We start from the raw sequence: 19,105 nt of genomic DNA, 5'->3' as shown, positions 1-19,105 counted from the left end.
GAGCTTGAGTCAAGGGCAGGAGAAGGAAAACGTGTGCCGAAAGGTATCCATGGAATGTCCCGTGGCGTTGGATGCGCTGAGGGTAGGCGTGATCTGCTGCCTTCCTGATGAGAACCTGACCTTTTTGTGGGGGAACCGGTGCTTTTATGACAGCATTGGCTGCAGCAGAGAGGAATACCAAAGCAGCTTCTGTGACCTTTATCAATATTATGCGGACTATCCGGAGGATTTTGCTGCGATCCGCTGCGGGATCTCTGAGGCGAGGGCAGATGGCAGGACCGATGTGGATCTGACGGTCAGGCTGCCGCTGCGGGCAGGCGGAGCTTCCTGGGTGCGGCTTTTAGGGAGTTTTATGGAGAGTCAGGAGACGGGGGAGACCGTGCTTATGCTGAATCTTGCCGACGTGAGCGCACTGGTCGCGGAAAAAGAGGAGCAGGCCCGGCTTCATCAGCAGAAAATGCAGTATTTCCACTGGATGTTAGATTCTTATGAGGGAAACGTTTATGTTTCTGATATGGATACCTATGAGCTTCTGTATTTAAACCAGGCTTCCTGTAATGTGCTCGGAGCTCATGCAGAAAATTTGGTTGGGCGGAAATGCTATGAAGTGATCCAGGGCCTTGATTCGCCATGCTCATTTTGTACCAACAGCAAGCTGTGCGAGGAGTCGTTTTATGAGTGGGAGTTCGATAATTCCAATCTGGGCCGCACCTTTATGATCAAAAACCGGATCATAGACTGGGATGGGCGCCGGGCAAGGCTTGAGCTGTCTCATGATATGTACAGCACGGAATATAAGCTGGCAAAGAAGGACAGGGAGAGGAATGCGCTTACCCAATCCATTCCGGGAGGATTTGCGCGTCTGGATGCCAGGGATTTGAGTACGATCCTCTGGTACGGCGCAGGTTTCCTGGATATGATCGAATATACGGCGGAGCAGTTTGAACAGGAACTGCATTCTCAGTGTACCTATGTCCCTCAGGAGGATCTTGAATATATTCTGCCTGCTTTAAAAAAAGTGATAGAGACTGGGGAAGATACGGTTATAGAGACCCATATCCAGACCCGGACAGGCAGAAAGAAAATCGTTACCATGACCTTTCATTACGCCAGTGCGGAGGAGAGCTGGGATGGCATTCCATCTTTCTACAGCATTGGCATCGACGTGACGAAGGACAGGGAGGAACAGGTCCGCCAGCGCAGGATGCTGGAGGATGCCTATGAGGTGGCTCGTGTATCCAGTGATGCAAAGACCAACTTTTTATCTTCCATGTCTCATGATATCAGGACTCCAATGAATGCGATAATTGGAATGACTGCGATCGCACAGGTGAATTTGAACACACCTGAGAAGGTTCAGGAATGTCTTGGGAAGATCGCAACCTCCAGCCGCCATCTGCTCAGTCTGATCAATGAGGTCCTGGATATGTCCAAGATTGAGAGTGGAAAGATTGACCTGGTATCTGAAGAGGTATCGCTCCCTGCGTTGTTCCAGGATGTGATGGATATGTGCCGTCCCCTGGCAGCGGAAAGAGGTCAGGAGCTTCAGATGTCGGCGGACCATGTGAGACATGAGAATATTGTGACTGACAAAGACCGGCTGCAGCAGGTGCTTGTGAATCTCCTGTCCAACGCGGTCAAATATACCGGTCCGGGCGGGAATATCAGCCTGCGTGTCAGAGAATTGCCGTCCACAATGAAAACCCGGGGGCAATATGAGTTTATTGTCTCCGATAACGGGATTGGTATGTCCGAGGAATACATACCTCACATTTTTGAACCATTTTCCAGAGCGGAAGATTCCCGGATCAGCAAGATACAGGGGACGGGACTCGGCATGGCGATCACGGAGAATATTGTCCGCATGATGAACGGCACCATAGACGTGAAGAGCAGGCTGGGAGAGGGCAGCCAGTTTACTGTTTCAGTTTCCTTTGAGCTGTGTGAGGGAGAGGAGCTGAGCGACGAAGAGCTGACTGGACTTTCTGTGCTGGTTGTAGATGATGATCCCATCGTATGTGAAAGTGCCGCCAGCCTGCTGACCGAACTCAAGATGCGGGGCTGCTGGGTCCTGTCCGGCGCTGATGCGGTGAGGTCTCTGGTAGAAGCCCATGAGCGGGCAGACGACTTTTTTGCAGTGGTGCTGGACTGGAAGATGCCGGATATGGATGGGCTGGAAACCGTGAAGGTTATCCGGGAAAAGCTGGGTATGGATGTACCGATCATCATTATTTCGGCATATGATTATTCTGAAATTGAAGAAGAATTCAAGCATGCAGGAGCGGATGCTTTTATCACAAAGCCGCTTTTCAGATCGAAGATGGTACATACGCTACGCCAGTTCCGCCAGAGTATGCATATAGAAGCAGCTTCGACTGGGGAAACGAATGTATATTCTGATATGACAGGCAAGCGCATCCTTTTGGTCGAAGATAATGATCTGAACCGGGAGATCGCAGTTGAACTGCTTTCCATGCAGGGCTTCGTGATCGATGAAGCAGAGAACGGAATGTATGCAGTTGAGAAGTTCCGGGCATCAGCACAGGGAACCTATGACTGCATTTTGATGGATATACAGATGCCGGTCATGAATGGTTATGAGGCAACAAGGGCGATCCGGGACATGGAACGGGAGGACGCCAAAAAGATACCGATCCTTGCGCTGACAGCCAATGTCTTTGCATCGGATCTTGGAAAAGCCTACCATGCAGGTATGAATGAGCACATTGCAAAACCCCTTGATATTGCAAAGCTTTTAGAGGCGATACAGCGTTGGATCCGATAAGCTTGATACCCCGGTGTTTTTTGCGCAAACCGCCGCCTTTCCAGTGATTGCTATTGACAGGGGATATGGGCTGTTATACTATATATAGTAGACGGTTCAAGTGATGAACAATATTTATAGTAGCTCAAAGCAGAGAAACAAAAGGGGAATGGTTACATATGGGAGAAGGAATGAAGGAACAGGAGATGTCGGAGAGGAGAGAACGCCGCCGTATCCGGATGGAGCAGAGGAGACGGAAGGTCCGCATTATGCGGGCCACCATCTGCTTTTTTATTCTGGCAGTCTGTGTAACGGCAGGGATCCTGGCGGCAAAGCTTGGCAGAAAGAAGGACTCTTCAGCGGGAGCTGCGGCAAAAGCATCCATGGAGGATGTACTGGTCCAGGCAAATGCAGCACATCCGGAGGAGACCGGGCAGACGGTCCAGACAGAACCGGAGACAGAGCCAGAGCCTCCCAAGAGCTGGGAGGGGAATCTCCCTGATATTGGTGCGATTTATGGTATCAGTGTGAACGGTGTGGGCTGGAGCCATTTTTTTGCGGATGATTCCTACTGTATGGCGCCTGCGGGGAGTTATGTAACTGCGTTCCGTGCCACAATACATAACCAACCCAAAGACATGACTGGTACGATCGCATACCGGGTGAATCTAAGCGGAAGCGGCTGGCTGGACTGGAAGGAAGACGCTGCAGAAGCAGGAAAGTCTGATGGTGAGATGCCCCTGGAAGCAGTCAGCATGCAGCTGACCGGAGAACTGGGGGAGAACTATGATATTCTGTACAGTGTACTTCAGAACCAGGCATGGACTTCCTGGGCACAGAACGGGGAAGAAGCCGGTGTATCAGGCGCAGGCCTGCGTGTGGATGGGATCCGGGTCTCTGTAGTGAAAAAGCGCGAGGGACAGCCATCCTACGCCGGCAATATCGATCCTAATAAACCCATGGTGGCGCTGACCTATGATGATGGTCCATCAGCCAGTGCGACGCCGCGGATCCTTGCCCGGCTGCAGGAATATGGAGCCAGGGCAACCTTCTTTATGGTCGGAAAGCAGGCAGAACGCAATATGGGCATCGTGAAACAGATGGTAGAGCAGGGCTGTGAGGTGGCGAACCACACCTATGACCATACCCTGATGACCAAGGTGCCGCCGGAAGAGCTTGCCAGCCAGCTGGCCCGTACCAATCAGGTAGTATCCGACGCCAGCGGCGTTTCACCGGTTTTGATGCGTCCCTGTGGGGGTGCGCGCAGCGACGCTGGCATGAATGTGGTGGGAGCGATCTCCATGCCTGCAGTCCTTTGGTCGATCGATACGCTGGACTGGAAGACCAGGGATGCCCAGAGCACGATCAATACGGTGCTTGAGAATGTGAAGGACGGGGACATTATCTTGATGCATGACCTGTATGACGCGACTGCAGAGGCCAGCCAGACCATCATACCGGAGCTGATCAACCGTGGGTTCCAGCTTGTAACAGTCAGCGAGCTGTCCGCTTACCGGGGCGGGATGCTTCCGGGAAAGACATATTCGAGATTCAGGCCGATTTCACAGTAATACTGGAGAAAATCTTGAAATGAAATACAATTTGCTATTGTCATAAAAGAAATAGAATAGAAGTATTCTCAGTCATATAAAAAAGTTATATAGAAAAGGGCAGCCGCCCGGACACATCACAAAGGTGTGTCCGGGCGGCTTTTTGCGCTGAAAGTGCTGTCTGATTTGTATAAACTTCAGCTTTATAATGTATAAGCACTTGAAATTAGGGGGGGGGGTAAAATTCTGATAATATTAATTATGAACCGAAATTATGCAAAAAATTGTCTTGCTGTTCCTTAGGTTATCACTTATCTCAAAAGATGTCAATGTTTTTCCTGTAAACATAATCCAGTAAATGTTTAAAATTTGGTATAAGAAAACAGAAAAATCACTCTTTTGTAAGGGGTCAGAAAACTCCTTTTTTTGCATTGGATTTTCTGTTTTTTCGACATATCATTCCAGTAATTAATATTATCGGAAGCAACAAAGACAGACAGGGGAAATGAGCATGGTAAAGAAAACGGCAGCGATCATTGATATGCACACGCATATCCTGCCGGGAGTTGACGATGGTTCCCGGTCATTGGAAGAATCCTGCCGGATGCTTGAGCACGCGGCAGAGCAGGGCGTCCAGGCCGTTATAGCTACACCACACTATTCCAGGAGACAGGGTACGGATGGTTTGCAGGAGCTTGCAGAGCTGCTGCAGGAAAAAATCCGAAAAACCCTGCCCCATTTTTGTGTCTATCTGGGACAGGAAACCTACTATCATGATGATCTCACAGAGCGTTTGAGATCAGGACAGGCCCTGAGCCTGGCGGGCAGCCGCTATGTGCTGGTGGAGTTCGATCCGATGGTCTCTTATGCAAAGCTGTTCCAGGGAGTGCGCAGACTGCTCCAGGCCGGCTATGTGCCTGTGCTCGCGCATATGGAACGATACCTTTGCCTTCGCCAGGGGGAGAATTTAGAGGACCTGGCTGGGAGCGGATGCCTTTTTCAGATGAATTATGAGAGCCTGAAGGGCAGCCGGTTCAACCGGGAAACCGGATGGTGCCGGAAGCAGGTAGGTCAGGGAAGAATCCAGTTTTTGGGAACCGATATGCACCGTCTGGATCACAGGCCGCCGGATATCGACGGGGCATGGCGGTGGCTGGAGAGGCATGTGGCGCCGGAAGTTTTAGAGGCGATCGCACATGGAAATCCTATGCGCTTGATCCGGGATGAAAAGATTGGTTGAATGTAATTAAAAATTTACTTAGGGAAATGGGAAGATGAAAAACACAACGATGGCAAACACGAATATCAAAGATGACAACATCCGCAATGCGGCATATGAAAACGATGAGATAGAGATTGATCTGCTGGAGCTGCTGTCAGCATTCCGGCGGCGGTTCTGGATGATACTTTTGGCACTGGTGATCGGAGGCGGACTGGCAGGGGCATTTTCATACTTTGTCCTGACGCCCCAATATACATCTACTGCAATGGTATACATACTTTCCAAGGAGACAACGCTGACATCTCTTGCGGATCTTCAGATCGGAAGCCAGCTGACCAAAGACTACAAGATCATTGTGACCAGCCGTCCGGTCCTGGAGGATGTAGCCCAGGATTTGGGCCTTGGCCTGACTTATAAAGAATTGAAAGAAAAAATAAAGATTGATAATCCGTCAGACACCCGTATCCTTTCCATCACGGCAGAGGACCCGGATCCGTTTCTGGCAAAACAGATCGCGGATAATGTAGCGCGCACTTCCTCAGAGTATATCGGGGATATCATGGAGATGGTCCCGCCAAAACTTATCGAGGACGGTCAGATACCAGTTGAAAAAACAAGCCCCAGCAATACCAGGAACGCACTGTTAGGAGCGCTTGCCGCGGTGGTTCTGGTGTGCGGCGTGATCACCATAGAAGTGATCATGAATGATACGGTGCGTTCTGAGGAAGATGTGACGAAATATTTAGGCCTCACAGTGCTGGCATCTGTGCCTGCGCGGGAGGGCGAGGTAGCAGAAGACAAGGAAGCCATGGCAAAAAATAAGCCTGTAAAACCAGCGGCGCGTTCACGGAAAAAGAGGAAGGGGAATTAGAAGATGAGTCATTCGGTAATAGATCTGAAGCGGGAGATGAAGGATGATTACAATTACAACGAATCCATCAAGACCCTGCGCACTAACATCCAGTTCTGCGGGAGCAGCATCCGGACGATCATGTTCACCAGCGCCCTGCCGGATGAAGGCAAAAGCGATGTGTCGTTTGCCCTGGCGGAATCCCTGGCGCAGATTGGGAAAAAGACGATCGTGATCGATGCGGATATCCGCAAGTCGATCTTAATCTCCCGTTATCAGCTCCGTCAGGAGGTGTTCGGACTGTCACAGTATTTAAGCGGTCAGAAGGTTTTAGATGATGTGATCTACGACACCAATGTGGAGAACTTGAGCGTTGTTTTTGCAGGGCCGTACTCTCCCAATCCGGCAGAGCTGCTGGAAGAGGACCTCTTTGGGAAGCTGATCGAGAACCTGCGCAGTTATTATGATTATATCATCATAGATACGCCGCCAATGGCAAATCTGATCGATGGAGCCATTATAGCCACTCACTGCGACGGCGCGGTGATGGTGGTTGAGAGCGGTGCCATCAGCTACCGCTTGGAACAGAAGGTAAAGGGGCAGATTGAGAAGTCAGGCTGCCGCATACTGGGAGTGGTGCTCAATAAGGTGGATATTTACAGCGAAGGATATTATAACCGCTATGGAAAATATGGCAAATACAGCCGTTACGGCAAGTATGGTAAATATAAAAAATACAGCCGGTATGCGAAGTATGGCGGGGACGGCGAGAGCAGGATGGATAGCAGGGCAGAACACCAGAAAGGCAGTTGAGATCATACATGGACTGGGTCAAGGCACACCGGGCAGCGCTCCGGAAGTTCTTTATCGGGGCAGCGCTCATAGGACTGACATTTTTCATATGGATGAGTGTCGGGCTGTACCGCCAGAGAAAAGCGACAGAAGCTATGATCGCGGCGCGGGAACATGCGGATACCGCTGGGAACAGCCAGGAGGCAGGCGAAGCAGGAACTGAGGAGTCCTCTTTCATCCTGGGGGAAGAAACTGTATATCAGGGGAAAACCTACCGGAGGAACAACTATGTAAAGGCGATCCTCTGCATCGGAGTGGACCGCAGTGGGACCATGGTGGAAACCACCACAGCCGGCTGGGGCGGACAGGCAGACGGAGTATTCCTTGTAGCGCAGGATACGGCCCGCAACACCCTGAAGATCCTGATGATCCCACGAGATACGATGACAGAGATCACATTAACGGACTTAAGCGGCAATGTGCTGGGAACAGACACACAGCACCTTCTCCTTGCCTATGCCTATGGGGATGGGCGGGAGAAAGCTGCGGATACATGACAGAAGCGGTTTCTAATCTGCTCGGTGGACTGAAGATCGATCATTACATGGCAGCCGATATGGATGTGATCTCTATACTGAATGATGCGGTAGGCGGTGTCACAGTGACGGTGCCGACGGAAGGAATGGAAGAAAGAGATCCGTCTTTTGTAAAGGGCAGTACAGTTACACTGCACGGAAAGCAGGCAGAGATGTTTGTCCGTTTCCGTGATACAAAAAGGGACAACTCAGCCCTGTACCGGATGGACCAGCAGCAGGAATACATCCTGCAGTTCTTTGGGGCGGTCCAGAAAAAGTCCACAGAGGACAGCCAGATCGTGCCTCATCTGTTTGATCAGATGCAGGAACATATGGTGACGGACATGGGAAAAGAGCAGTATTTGAAGATGGCCATGGATGGCCTTGGCAGTGGTCTGGCATCGGGGGATTTCTATACGGTGCCGGGAGTGGGCATGGCCACGGACTGGTATGACGAGTTCCATGTAGATGAAGCGGCTTTAGAGCCTCTCCTCCTGGAGCTGTTTTACCGGGAGGCCGGATAAGTCCCAACAAATGAAGCTGCAATAACCAGTGTGGAAACATGCTGTTTATTGAATAAAAATCCCAAGAGGGAAGGAAGGTGAAAGAAATGAAAAAGAAATGCGTAACAGCACTGGTACTGGCAGCCGCACTGGCGTGCGTACCGGCAACCGCATTCGGCGCGAACTCCCTGAGACCCAGCGGCGGTGGCGGCGGCGGTTCAAGCCATGGCTCCAGCACGTCTTCGGGCGTGACGATCGTAGCTGGAAGTGGTCAGAAAGCTGAGAGCGGTCCGACAGTGACCGTGGGCGGCGGAAGCAGCACAGTGGTAGGGAATACCGCAGTGTCCTATGCAACTGGCGTAGCAGCAACGGCAGGTCTTCCGGAGGCAGCAGTAGCAGCCATCAACGGCATCAATGAAGGCAAGTCCTTGAGCGATGTTGTGAAGGATGTGGACGTGACCGGTTATAAGGCACTGACCGCAACCAACGCGATCGTTACTAAGGATGTAACGACCGGTGAGGTGAAGACAGGCGCAGTAGAGGTAACTCTGTATGTGCCGAACCTGGTAGACGGTCTGCAGAACGTATCCGTACTGTTCTACGACAACGTGACCGGCAAGTGGACTCTGCTCCCGGTTACTAAGGTAGACCCGGCAACCAAGACGGTTGTAACAACCATCACTGGTTCCGGTACTTATACCGTAGTTTACAAATAGGTTGTGGAATTGGAGAGTCAAGGGGGCGGAGGGGGACTCCCCTCCCTTGATTTTTAGAGAAGCAGGGAAGGATACAGGCGAATAAAACGGTCTGTATTCAGGTGGGAAACTAAGGATAAGTTCCAGGGAGTGGTGAGAGTATGTATCGGAAAGCAAATAAAGGCTGGGCAAAGCATTTGGATTTTATGCTGCTGGACGTACTGTGCCTGTTTGTGGCGTTTGTGGCGGCATATGGGATTCGCCACGGGAATGTGGGACATATGATAGAAAATCCACTGTACCGGAGAATGTTTCTGGTACTGGAATGTTCCTGGCTTTTAGTAACTTTTTTCAGCAACAGTTTTAAAAATATCTTAAAAAGAGGATTTTACCAGGAATTTGCAGCCACAGTAAAACATGTGGGACTGATTGTGTTAATATCTTCTTTTTATCTTTTTATTGTACAGGAAGGCGATGCATATTCCAGGCTTACCATGGTGTTCATGGGAGCCATTTACATCTTGTTCAGTTATGTGGGCAGGATTATCTGGAAGAAATGTTTAAAGAAATGGGGTATTGACGGGAAAAATGGCAGGTCGCTGCTGATCCTGACGTCTGACGCGATGGTAGACACCGTGGTTGAGAATATCCGCAGCAGCCAGTATAGAAGCTTCCGGGTGACCGGGATCGCTCTGATCGATGGGGATGGCAGCCGGACAGGAACTGAAGTGAGTGGAGTAAAGATCGTTGCTGACCGCAGCACGGTATTAGAATATGTTTGCCGGGAATGGGTGGACGAGGTGTTTGTCAATCTGCCGAAGGAAATCGAATTGCCGGAAGAACTGATGAATGAATTTATACAGATGGGTGTCACAGTCCATCTGAAGCTATTATTGATGTCGGAACTGAGTGGGCAAAAACAAGCGGTGGAGCGGTTAGGACCCTATACGGTGTTGACCAGCTGCGTAAATATGGCTTCTTTAAAGGAAGTGTTTTACAAGCGGACATTGGACATCCTGGGTGGAATCGTTGGATGCCTGATCACGGCAGGGCTGTTTCTTTTTGTAGCGCCAATGATATACATACAGTCACCAGGACCGATTTTTTTCTCACAGATACGAGTTGGAAAAAATGGGAGAAAATTTAAGCTTTATAAGTTCCGAAGCATGTATCTGGATGCAGAAGAACGAAAAAAAGAACTGATGGAACAGAACCGGGTGAGCGACGGCATGATGTTTAAACTGGATCATGACCCGCGTATCATCGGCGGAGACCATGGGATCGGAGCATTGATCCGCAAGACTTCCATTGACGAGTTTCCGCAGTTCTGGAATGTGTTAAAAGGCGATATGAGTCTGGTAGGCACCAGACCGCCGACAGTAGATGAATGGGAAAAATATGATCTGCACCACAGGGTGCGGCTTGCCATCAAACCCGGTATCACCGGAATGTGGCAGGTGAGCGGACGTAGCCAGATCACGGACTTTGAGGAAGTGGTGCGGCTGGATAAGGAGTATATTACCAGTTGGAGCTTCGGGCTGGATCTGAAGATACTTTGTAAGACGGTGTTAGTTGTGGCGGGGAGAGATGGGGCAGTGTGAAAAAGTATAGAGGGGGAGAGAAAAGATATGCAGCATGTATTTTGCATCGGAAGTAAGGGATGCGGAAATTATGGTGGTTATGAAACTTTTTTGGATAAATTAACTGAATACCATCAGAATAATAAAAATATTAAATACCATATAGCCTGGAAAGGATCTGTTTCAAAAGAGTTTGAATATCATAAAGCTCATTGTTTTCAGATTAAGGTGCCAGAGATTGGTCCAGCGCAAGCTATTTTTTATGACATAGAAGCAATAAACTATTGTGTGAAATATATAAAAAGAAATAATATAGAAAACCCAATAGTTTATATTTTAGCGTGTCGTATTGGACCATTTATAGGCTGTTTTCAGAAAAAGATACATGAATTGGGTGGGAAAATATATGTGAATCCAGATGGTCATGAATGGATGAGAACAAAGTGGAGTTTGCCAGTGAGAAGATACTGGAAATTTTCAGAACGACTTATGGTAAAGCATGCAGATTTAATTATTTGCGACAGTAAAAATATTGAAAAATATATTCAACAAACATACAAAGATCTTAAACCAAGAACAATTTTCATTGCATATGGAGCAGAAATAGAGCAGAGTGCTTTAGCAGATGATGATAAAAAGATAGTAGATTGGTATGTAGAAAAAGAAATTAAACCCAAGACATATTATTTGGTTGTTGGTAGATTTGTTCCAGAGAATAATTTTGAAACTATGATTCGCGAATTTATGCAAAGCAGAAGCGCAAAAGATTTTGTTATTATTACTACAGCCAATAATAAGTTTTTGGAGAAATTGGAGCAGAATTTGCATTTTAAAAAAGATAAACGTATCAAATTTGTGGGCGCGGTTTATGATCAAGAGTTGTTGAAAAAAATCAGAGAAAATGCTTATGGATATTTTCATGGACATGAAGTGGGAGGAACCAATCCTTCATTGCTTGAGGCTTTAGGGAGTACGAATTTGAATTTATTACTTGATGTTGGGTTTAACCGAGAAGTTGCAGGCGATGCAGCATTGTATTGGAATAAGAATAATGGAAATCTTGCTAGACTGATTGATAATGTAGAAGCAATGGGAGCAAATGATATATTAATGTTAGGGAAAAAAGCACGAAAAAGAATTGAAGATAAATATACGTGGGAGTATATTGCAGATTTGTATGAGAAAGTATTCCGAATTGTAGAAGGAGAGTAGTAAAAAGAAAAGTATGTTGAGTTGTTGTTAGGCATGTTGCATTATCCATTGTAATGTTTTTTGTTAGAGATTAATGGTTGATATATCCAGGAAAGTTTAAAAATTATACAGGTGATAGGTTATGGAAAATATAGAATTATTACATAAAGTGGATTTAAATATTGTAAAAGAAGTTATAAAAGTATGTGATGATAATAATTTAATTTATTATATGTCAGGCGGAACTTTACTTGGTGCAGTCAGGCATCAAGGATTTATCCCCTGGGATGATGATATTGATTTAGCAATGCCAAGAGATGATTATGAAAAATTTTTGGAAATTGCACCTGACTTGTTACCAGAATATTTGCAAATCATCAACTATAGAACAGACAAGTCATACCATTATTACATTACTAGAATAAGAAATATTAATACAAAAGTAGTAGAAATTCGAATAGATGATGAGAGCAAATATACTAATGCGTCTATTGATATATTCCCTTTAGATGGAACACCTAATTATGTATGGCTGCGTAACTTGTATTTTTTAAGAATTATGTATCATCGTGCGATAATGTCGCTGTGTTATAAAAACTCTATAGATCGTTCTAGAAAAAGAGAAATTTGTGAGAAAATATTTCTGAACTTTATGGAAAAGTTACCTATAGAAAAAATATTTGATCCATATAAGCAAAAATGTAAAATTGACAAATTAATGAGAAAGTATAAAGTAGAAAACTCAAATAATATTGGTTGCCTAATGGGGGCATATAGAACGAAGCAGATTGTTCCTAAAAGTTATTTTGGGCATGGTGCAATGTATGCCTTTGAAGATATCCAGTTACGTGGACCTGAAAAATATGATGATTATCTTAGACAAATGTATGGAGACTATTTAGAGCTTCCACCAGAAAAATCAAGAAAAATCCATTTTAGGATTATTGAATTAAATGGGCATAAAGTAATTAATAACTAATGGAAAGATTATGTGAGGAATATTAAAGATTCGGCATATAGTTTTATTTGCGGCTATGTGTGAAGGGGAGAAGATGAAAAAGTATAAAGTCGGATATACACAAGGTGTTTATGACATGTTTCATGTTGGTCATTTAAATTTAATAAATAATGCAAAAAAGTATTGTGAGTACCTAATTGTGGGAATTAATTCTGACAGGCTTGTCAGAGAATATAAAAATAAAACTCCTGTTATAAGTGAGAACAATCGTTGCAAAATTGTGGAAAATATACGTTCTGTAGATCAAGCTATTATTGTGGATACACTCGACAAGACTGTGGTTTATAAAGAATTAGGGTTTGATGTAATATTTATTGGAAGTGATTGGAAAGGAAATCTCAGATGGGAAAGAACAAGAATTGAGTTAGAAAAATTAGGAGTAGATTTAATTTTTCTTCCCCATACAGACGGTATAACTTCAACAGATTTACGTGGAAAAGAAAAATTAAAAGTGAAAGAATAGATGATTATGAATGTAATGAAATTGGAAAGGTGAGAGACTATTATATGAACTACGTAATTATTTATTCAGAAGCACATGAGCATATGGGGCTTTTTAATGATTTAAAAGGTAATCAGAATGTTGAATTGATAGTAGCAAAAAAAAAATCTTTAAAAAATAAGCTGGTTAAAGGCTTTTCTCGTCTATATCAAAGTTGGACCCTTAATCGGTTTTTGCATATTCCTGGACAAAGCAAATGGTTTATGCCCATATGTATGTCAATAGATAAAAATAAAGAATATTGCATTATAATAATTGATTCGGCACTAAAAGCTATTAATATAAATACTATGAATGACCTTTTTTCAAAACCTAATGTTAGAGGAGTACTGGTACTTATAAATTCAATGAATGCCCAGTCGATTTCGATGATGGAAGCTAAACCTCTTATAAAAAAATTACATTGGGATGACATTTATACATTTGATCCATTGGATGCAGAAAAATTTAATTTTAAATATTTAGGATGCTGCTATTACTCAAAATTTAAAATGCGATCAAAAGAAAATAGAAACATTTCAGATGTTTATTTTGTTGGAAGCATAAAAGGAAATAGAGGGGAACTGATTATATCTGTTTTTAATAAATTACTTTATGCAAGTGTTAATACAGAATTTATAGTGCGTATAACAGGTATCAGGAAATTAATGCGGAAAATCCATAGTGACAAAATTCGTTATATTTCAGGTGAACTTTTACCATACGATAAAATTATAGCTGGTGTTTTAGGAACAAAGGTAATTCTTGAAATTCTTCAAAAAGAGCAGTATGGTCCTAGCCTTAGGTATTATGAGGCTGTATGCTATAATAAGAAATTATTATCAAATAATCCTTATATAAGGAATTTCCCATTTTTTGATGAAAGATATATGCGAGTATTTCAAAATGTTAGAGATATTGACATTGAATGGATTTTAGAAAGTGTGGATGTAGATTATCATTATAATGAAGAATTTAGTCCTGTAAATATGTTGGATGTGGTATTGAAATAAAAATGGATAATTTGTAGGTTTATTTTCAAAGGGAGATTGCCAGATGTTAATGGGATTATTTTTGTGCTTAATATTATTAATATTGTTGGGGATTAATTATATTATATTTAACAGGGATTATATTGCTCCATCATTTATTTTTAATGCAGCCCTTTGTGTAGCTGCTATGGATTGTACTTTTAATCTCTATAAGTGGGATACTGGTTTATCTGGCAATACGGTTTTTGTAATATGCTTAAGTGTATTTTCTTTTTTGCTTTTTTCCGTTTTGGCGCAGTGGCTATATAAAAATTCAAGGACAAAAGTCCGGTTTAATAAATATGCAAAAAAAATGGAAGAAATTAGGCCATCATATTATAAATGTTCAAAAATATTTTGTAGCGTTTTTTTAGTTATACAAATTATAGTTGCACTATTGGTTATAAATCAAATATATTTTTTAACTACAAAATATGTATCTAATGGAAATATTGCGGCATCAATAGCAATGTATCAACATCTAATAAAAAACACAACATTGGAATTGAAATTTCCAAAATTAATTACTTATTTCTTTTTATTTACGACTGCAAGCGGATATATCTGGGGTTATATAATAGTTTATAATTTCTGTTACTTTAAGAAAATTGATAGACTAGTTGTAATGAATTTTGTGGTTAGTTGCGCGTCTGGCATATTAACAGGTTCACGTGGCAATAGTCTGCAAATGTTTGTTTCAATCATAATTATTTATATTATTATACTTAATAAGAATCAATTATCTAAAGCCAAGAAATTTAAAACTTTAGTAAAAATCCTTTTGATTTTAGTAGTGTTACTGCTGTTGTTTGAAACAATAGCAGGTTTAATTGGTAGAGACAATTCTTTGGCTTTAAATGATTATCTGTCTGTTTATATAGGTGCACCTATAAAAAATTTAGATATATTTTTGGAGACTGGATATAAAAGAAACGATTTGTGGGGAGGAGATACTTTTCAAACACAGATCCAATGGGTGTCAGAAAAAGTGGGTTGGATAATAGAAAAGAAAACGATCAATGTTGAATACACGTATTTGAATGGATATAATTTAGGAAATGTTTATACAGCTTTTAAAGACTATTATAATGATTTTGGTTATGTAGGAATCATTTTTTGTAATGGGTTTATAGCTTTTTTCCTCCAATACTTATATGAAAAAATAAAAATGAAAAAGTTTATATATAGAAATACAATGAGTGTTTCTTTTGAATTATTAATATATGCCTATTTGTTTTTTGCAATGGCATTTACTTTTTTTTCAAATAAATTTTATGAAGCTATTACAATCACTTTTGTTGAACGAATTTTCTTTTGGTGGGTCTTGGTAAAAGCAATGAGTATACTTAAGAAGATACATTTTAGACTGTAGAGCAAGTATTAGAAAGATTGAGGTAATGTGTATATGGCAAAAAATAAATTTATCACTGACTTCATTAGAATTCTGGATAATGGGAGTATTAAGATAGTAGCTTTTGATTATTTTGATACAATAGTTCATCGAGATTGTAATCCTGAACTTATTTTATGTGAGTGGGCAAAATATTGCGCATGTTATTTGAAATATCAAATTTCACCTTCTGAGCTTTATATAGCAAGAAAGCAAGTTGAGAGGGATGAAAAACAGAAATCTGGAAAGGAGGAATTACCATATGGTTTACTAATAAAAAAAACACTAGAGAAATTGTGTTTAAATGTGGATTTTTTAAGCTTTTTAGATATTTCAATACAAGCTGAAATTAGTATAGAGTGTTCACATATATCTTTGGATGAGAATATAATGTCCGTTTTTAAAGAAGTTCTTAAACATAATAAAAGGATTATTATAATTTCAGATTTTTACTCAGATAAAATTATAGTTGAGAAATTATGCGCTTTTCTTGATATCGAACAGTATATTTCAGATATATTTATATCAAGTGAAATAGGCTTAAGAAAATCAACGGGGAATCTATATGAGTATATTTGTAGTAATTTGAAAATTAGCCCGGATGAGCTTTTAATGGTAGGAGATAATAAGAAATCAGACTTTGAAATTCCTAAAAAGATGGGAATATATTCTGTTTGGAAGCAATGTGATAGGTATATTCCACAAATGCTGGACACCAAAGAATTGAAAAAAAAATATTTTAAACTTGCCTTTTCAAATCCTGTGTGGTCTCCTCTGAGTGGATATGTACCAGAAATTCTGTATTTTATTAGTAAGCTTTACTTAGAGTTAATTGCTTTGGATATACCTAAAGTTTTTTTCTTTTCACGAGAAGGGCAGTTAATAAAAATGCTATTTGATATTTATCAAAGTTCACTAAATGGTAAAAAAATTGAAACAGAATATTTGTATATTTCACGTAAATCTATTTTATTACCATCTCTTAATGATATTGAGATAGAAACATTTCAAAGTATCTTCCGTCAGTTTCAGCATCTTACTGTAAGCGATTTTTTAAATAATTTATCATTTAGTAATGATGAGGCTGCAGAAATTTACTCTGAATGTGGAATTGGAACAAATGAAATTCTTTCAGAGAAAACACGGAATGTTATATTAGGAAAATTAAAAAAATGTGAGCGGTTTATCACATTATATGATACAAAACGTAATGAACAGAAAAAAATTTTTCTTGATTATTTGAGAAGCTTTGGGACAGTTGCAGATTCACAAAATACAATTACCATTGTTGATATTGGTTGGAAAGGAACTATTCAAGATTGTCTCCAAAAAGTTGTGAATGGTAAATACCAGATTAGAGGATATTATTTGGGGATTGTTGGGAAGAGATTTGGTATTGATAATATACATGAAAAGTGCGGAATACTTTTTACGGATACTCCTAAAAAAAGTTTGAATTATGATTTGTTTAGTCGTTCATATATGTTCTATGAACGTATTTTTGTGGCGGATCATGGGCCGGTTTTACGTTATGAATATAACCATGAAAATATAGCTGAGGCAGTTATTGATAATATAGAAGAAGAGTTGAATTTGTATAATTATATGCGTGAATATCAACAGAGATTAATTGATTGCTTTAAAAAAATGTTGAAATTATATGATAATACAATGTGGCTGCCATATGAGCAGTATGGTATTTTGGTTGATTGTTTATTGAGAAAGCAGTGTATACACTTTCCAAAAGTATGGAAGGTTGAAAAAATAGCTAGAGAGAAAACCAGAGAAAATTTTGGAGAAGTATCACGAAATGAAAAAAAAGAACGGGAGCGTATAGGGGCTGAGCAATTAAAAAAGGTAGACTTCTATTTTGTTGATTATGCATATAGGCTGCCAGAAATCTATAATTTGCAATTTTTAAAACCGTTATCTGCTATGTATTGCAGAATAGTATATTGGATAAAAAAAATCCAATATACTATAAATAGTTTATATAAGGATGATATGCAATGAAAGTTAAATCTATAAAAGTAAATGCTATTTTAAATATTATTTATACTATAACTAATATGATATTTCCCTTAGTGACTTTTCCGTATGTGTCTAGAATCCTTTTGGCAGAAGGAATGGGAAAAGTATCATTTTTTACGTCTGTATCAAATTATGCAATTATGGTAGGGGCATTAGGAATATCGACTTATGGAATCAGAACTGTTGCCAAAGCTCGAGCAGATGAGGATGAGTTGAATCGAGTTACAATGGAATTACTTATTATAAATACTTTGGCTACGTTAAGTGTTGTGATTGCATTATTACTTCTCATACCTGTGGTTGAAAAATTTAGAATAGATTTTATATTGTATATAATCAATATTATAATAATTATTACAGCGCCTATAGGCTTAAACTGGTTATATTCTGGTTTGGAGCAATATGAATATATTACAAAACGGACCATTGTTTTTAAGACTATTTCTATAATGTTAGTGTTTATTCTTGTCAAAGAAAAAAAAGACTATCCCATGTATGCAGCTATTACTGCATTTTCAACAATAGGTGCATATGTATGTAATTTTTTGTATGCGCGGAAATTTGTCACTTTTCATTTTTATAAAGGGCTTAGGTACAAAAGACATTACAAACCAATGCTATTACTATTTGCTTCCATTTTAGCTGTGCATGTTTATACCAATTTAGACACAATCATGTTAGGTTTTTTATGTGGTGATATAGAAGTCGGATTGTATACTATTGCAGTAAAAATTAAGTGGTTGTTATTATCAGTAGTAAATGCTATTAGTGCAGTATTGTTGCCGAGGCTATCTTTTTATCTAAGTGAAAAGAATACGGATGAATATAAAAGAATTTTAAAAAAATCTGTATCAATAATTTTTTTTATTTCAATTCCACTTACAATATTTTTTATTATAGAAGCAAGGGATAGTATATTGCTTTTAGGTGGAGCAGATTACATAGATGCGGTAATGTGCATGAAAATAATAATGCCTATTTTAGTGATATCAGGATTTTCAAATATAACAGGGAATCAAATCCTTGTTCCACATGGGAAAGATTCGGCTTTTATGACAGCTGTGGTTATAGGAGCTATAGTTGATATTTTTTTAAATGCATTTTTAATGCCTGTTTGGGGATGTACAGGAGCAGCAGTTGCAACTTTACTGGCAGAAATGACTCAAATGAGTATTCAACTATATTATGCAAAGGCAATGATAGTCAAAAGTATTAATTTTAAGACTATTTATAAATTTATTTTATCAGCGCTTGTTGCTTGTTTTATAGTTATTGTAGTTCGTAAAATAATTGATATTAATGCTTTTGTGAATTTGGCTATAACATTTACAATATATTTTGGAGTTTATGTGGGGATTATTGCATTGTTTAATTTGCAAGCAAAATCTTAGAGGTGAGATTAGGTTTGTTTAATCATTCATAAAATAGAAGG

At 41.0% G+C, this 19,105-nt stretch carries 16 protein-coding genes; all 16 read left to right on the top strand.

Features of this window, described 5'->3' with window-relative positions:
• Positions 1–31 precede the first annotated feature (31 nt).
• The 16 genes from AB1I67_RS00180 (at position 32) to AB1I67_RS00105 (ending at position 19,064) form a co-directional block, all read left to right on the top strand.
• Positions 32–2,785 carry a response regulator gene (locus AB1I67_RS00180; protein ID WP_367027800.1) on the top strand — a complete coding sequence of 918 codons (2,754 nt, stop codon included), beginning with the start codon at positions 32–34 and terminating at the stop codon, positions 2,783–2,785.
• A gap of 158 nt (positions 2,786–2,943) precedes the next feature.
• Positions 2,944–4,335, top strand: coding sequence for a polysaccharide deacetylase family protein (locus AB1I67_RS00175; protein ID WP_367027799.1), 1,392 nt, complete (start codon positions 2,944–2,946; stop codon positions 4,333–4,335).
• Positions 4,336–4,825: 490 nt separating this feature from the next.
• Entirely contained in the window at positions 4,826–5,554 is a 729-nt protein-coding gene (locus AB1I67_RS00170) for a CpsB/CapC family capsule biosynthesis tyrosine phosphatase (protein WP_367027798.1), read from the top strand.
• A 34-nt stretch (positions 5,555–5,588) separates the two neighbouring features.
• The gene (locus AB1I67_RS00165) at positions 5,589–6,407 is read left to right on the top strand and encodes a Wzz/FepE/Etk N-terminal domain-containing protein (protein WP_367027797.1); all 819 of its coding nucleotides are present in this window, start codon (positions 5,589–5,591) and stop codon (positions 6,405–6,407) included.
• A gap of 3 nt (positions 6,408–6,410) precedes the next feature.
• A complete protein-coding gene (locus AB1I67_RS00160; RefSeq protein ID WP_367027796.1) occupies positions 6,411–7,199 on the top strand; it encodes a CpsD/CapB family tyrosine-protein kinase in 789 nt (262 codons plus the stop codon).
• 8 nt (positions 7,200–7,207) lie between these two features.
• Positions 7,208–7,735 carry a hypothetical protein gene (locus AB1I67_RS00155; protein ID WP_367027795.1) on the top strand — a complete coding sequence of 176 codons (528 nt, stop codon included), beginning with the start codon at positions 7,208–7,210 and terminating at the stop codon, positions 7,733–7,735.
• Complete coding sequence (locus AB1I67_RS00150) at positions 7,732–8,277, top strand: LCP family protein (RefSeq protein ID WP_367027794.1); 546 nt, start codon at positions 7,732–7,734, stop codon at positions 8,275–8,277. The genes AB1I67_RS00155 and AB1I67_RS00150 overlap by 4 nt, the downstream gene beginning before the upstream one ends.
• Before the next feature lie 86 nt (positions 8,278–8,363).
• Positions 8,364–8,972 carry a hypothetical protein gene (locus AB1I67_RS00145; RefSeq protein WP_367027793.1) on the top strand — a complete coding sequence of 203 codons (609 nt, stop codon included), beginning with the start codon at positions 8,364–8,366 and terminating at the stop codon, positions 8,970–8,972.
• A 140-nt stretch (positions 8,973–9,112) separates the two neighbouring features.
• The gene (locus AB1I67_RS00140; RefSeq protein WP_367027792.1) at positions 9,113–10,552 is read left to right on the top strand and encodes a sugar transferase; all 1,440 of its coding nucleotides are present in this window, start codon (positions 9,113–9,115) and stop codon (positions 10,550–10,552) included.
• A 27-nt stretch (positions 10,553–10,579) separates the two neighbouring features.
• Complete coding sequence (gene cps2T / locus AB1I67_RS00135) at positions 10,580–11,743, top strand: beta 1-4 rhamnosyltransferase Cps2T (protein ID WP_367027791.1); 1,164 nt, start codon at positions 10,580–10,582, stop codon at positions 11,741–11,743.
• Between the two features lie 121 nt (positions 11,744–11,864).
• On the top strand, positions 11,865–12,701 hold the full coding sequence (locus AB1I67_RS00130; RefSeq protein ID WP_367027790.1) for a LicD family protein: 837 nt from the start codon (positions 11,865–11,867) through the stop codon (positions 12,699–12,701).
• A 73-nt stretch (positions 12,702–12,774) separates the two neighbouring features.
• On the top strand, positions 12,775–13,203 hold the full coding sequence (locus AB1I67_RS00125) for an adenylyltransferase/cytidyltransferase family protein (RefSeq protein ID WP_367027789.1): 429 nt from the start codon (positions 12,775–12,777) through the stop codon (positions 13,201–13,203).
• Positions 13,204–13,247: 44 nt separating this feature from the next.
• Positions 13,248–14,234 carry a hypothetical protein gene (locus tag AB1I67_RS00120; protein ID WP_367027788.1) on the top strand — a complete coding sequence of 329 codons (987 nt, stop codon included), beginning with the start codon at positions 13,248–13,250 and terminating at the stop codon, positions 14,232–14,234.
• A 43-nt stretch (positions 14,235–14,277) separates the two neighbouring features.
• Complete coding sequence (locus tag AB1I67_RS00115; RefSeq protein ID WP_367027787.1) at positions 14,278–15,624, top strand: O-antigen polymerase; 1,347 nt, start codon at positions 14,278–14,280, stop codon at positions 15,622–15,624.
• Positions 15,625–15,657: 33 nt separating this feature from the next.
• Positions 15,658–17,655, top strand: coding sequence for an HAD family hydrolase (locus tag AB1I67_RS00110; RefSeq protein WP_367027786.1), 1,998 nt, complete (start codon positions 15,658–15,660; stop codon positions 17,653–17,655).
• Positions 17,652–19,064: a flippase gene (locus tag AB1I67_RS00105; protein ID WP_367027785.1), complete on the top strand. Its 1,413-nt coding sequence runs from the start codon at positions 17,652–17,654 to the stop codon at positions 19,062–19,064. The genes AB1I67_RS00110 and AB1I67_RS00105 overlap by 4 nt, the downstream gene beginning before the upstream one ends.
• Positions 19,065–19,105: the final 41 nt, after the last annotated feature.

The sequence above is a fragment of the Clostridium sp. AN503 genome (genome assembly GCF_040719375.1).
GTDB lineage: Bacteria > Bacillota > Clostridia > Lachnospirales > Lachnospiraceae > Brotaphodocola.
The sequence above is the reverse complement of the archived record's forward strand: the minus strand, read 5'-3'. Positions and strand labels throughout refer to the sequence as shown.

Bases quoted from the DNA above. Each gene is read 5' to 3' on its own strand.
- AB1I67_RS00175 (WP_367027799.1), top strand. From the start codon at position 2,944: ATGGGAGAAGGAATGAAGGAACAGGAGATGTCGGAGAGGAGAGAACGC.
- AB1I67_RS00170 (WP_367027798.1), top strand. From the start codon at position 4,826: ATGGTAAAGAAAACGGCAGCGATCATTGATATGCACACGCATATCCTG.
- AB1I67_RS00165 (WP_367027797.1), top strand. From the start codon at position 5,589: ATGAAAAACACAACGATGGCAAACACGAATATCAAAGATGACAACATC.
- AB1I67_RS00160 (WP_367027796.1), top strand. From the start codon at position 6,411: ATGAGTCATTCGGTAATAGATCTGAAGCGGGAGATGAAGGATGATTAC.
- AB1I67_RS00155 (WP_367027795.1), top strand. From the start codon at position 7,208: ATGGACTGGGTCAAGGCACACCGGGCAGCGCTCCGGAAGTTCTTTATC.
- AB1I67_RS00150 (WP_367027794.1), top strand. From the start codon at position 7,732: ATGACAGAAGCGGTTTCTAATCTGCTCGGTGGACTGAAGATCGATCAT.
- AB1I67_RS00145 (WP_367027793.1), top strand. From the start codon at position 8,364: ATGAAAAAGAAATGCGTAACAGCACTGGTACTGGCAGCCGCACTGGCG.
- AB1I67_RS00140 (WP_367027792.1), top strand. From the start codon at position 9,113: ATGTATCGGAAAGCAAATAAAGGCTGGGCAAAGCATTTGGATTTTATG.
- cps2T (WP_367027791.1), top strand. From the start codon at position 10,580: ATGCAGCATGTATTTTGCATCGGAAGTAAGGGATGCGGAAATTATGGT.
- AB1I67_RS00130 (WP_367027790.1), top strand. From the start codon at position 11,865: ATGGAAAATATAGAATTATTACATAAAGTGGATTTAAATATTGTAAAA.
- AB1I67_RS00125 (WP_367027789.1), top strand. From the start codon at position 12,775: ATGAAAAAGTATAAAGTCGGATATACACAAGGTGTTTATGACATGTTT.
- AB1I67_RS00120 (WP_367027788.1), top strand. From the start codon at position 13,248: ATGAACTACGTAATTATTTATTCAGAAGCACATGAGCATATGGGGCTT.
- AB1I67_RS00115 (WP_367027787.1), top strand. From the start codon at position 14,278: ATGTTAATGGGATTATTTTTGTGCTTAATATTATTAATATTGTTGGGG.
- AB1I67_RS00110 (WP_367027786.1), top strand. From the start codon at position 15,658: ATGGCAAAAAATAAATTTATCACTGACTTCATTAGAATTCTGGATAAT.
- AB1I67_RS00105 (WP_367027785.1), top strand. From the start codon at position 17,652: ATGAAAGTTAAATCTATAAAAGTAAATGCTATTTTAAATATTATTTAT.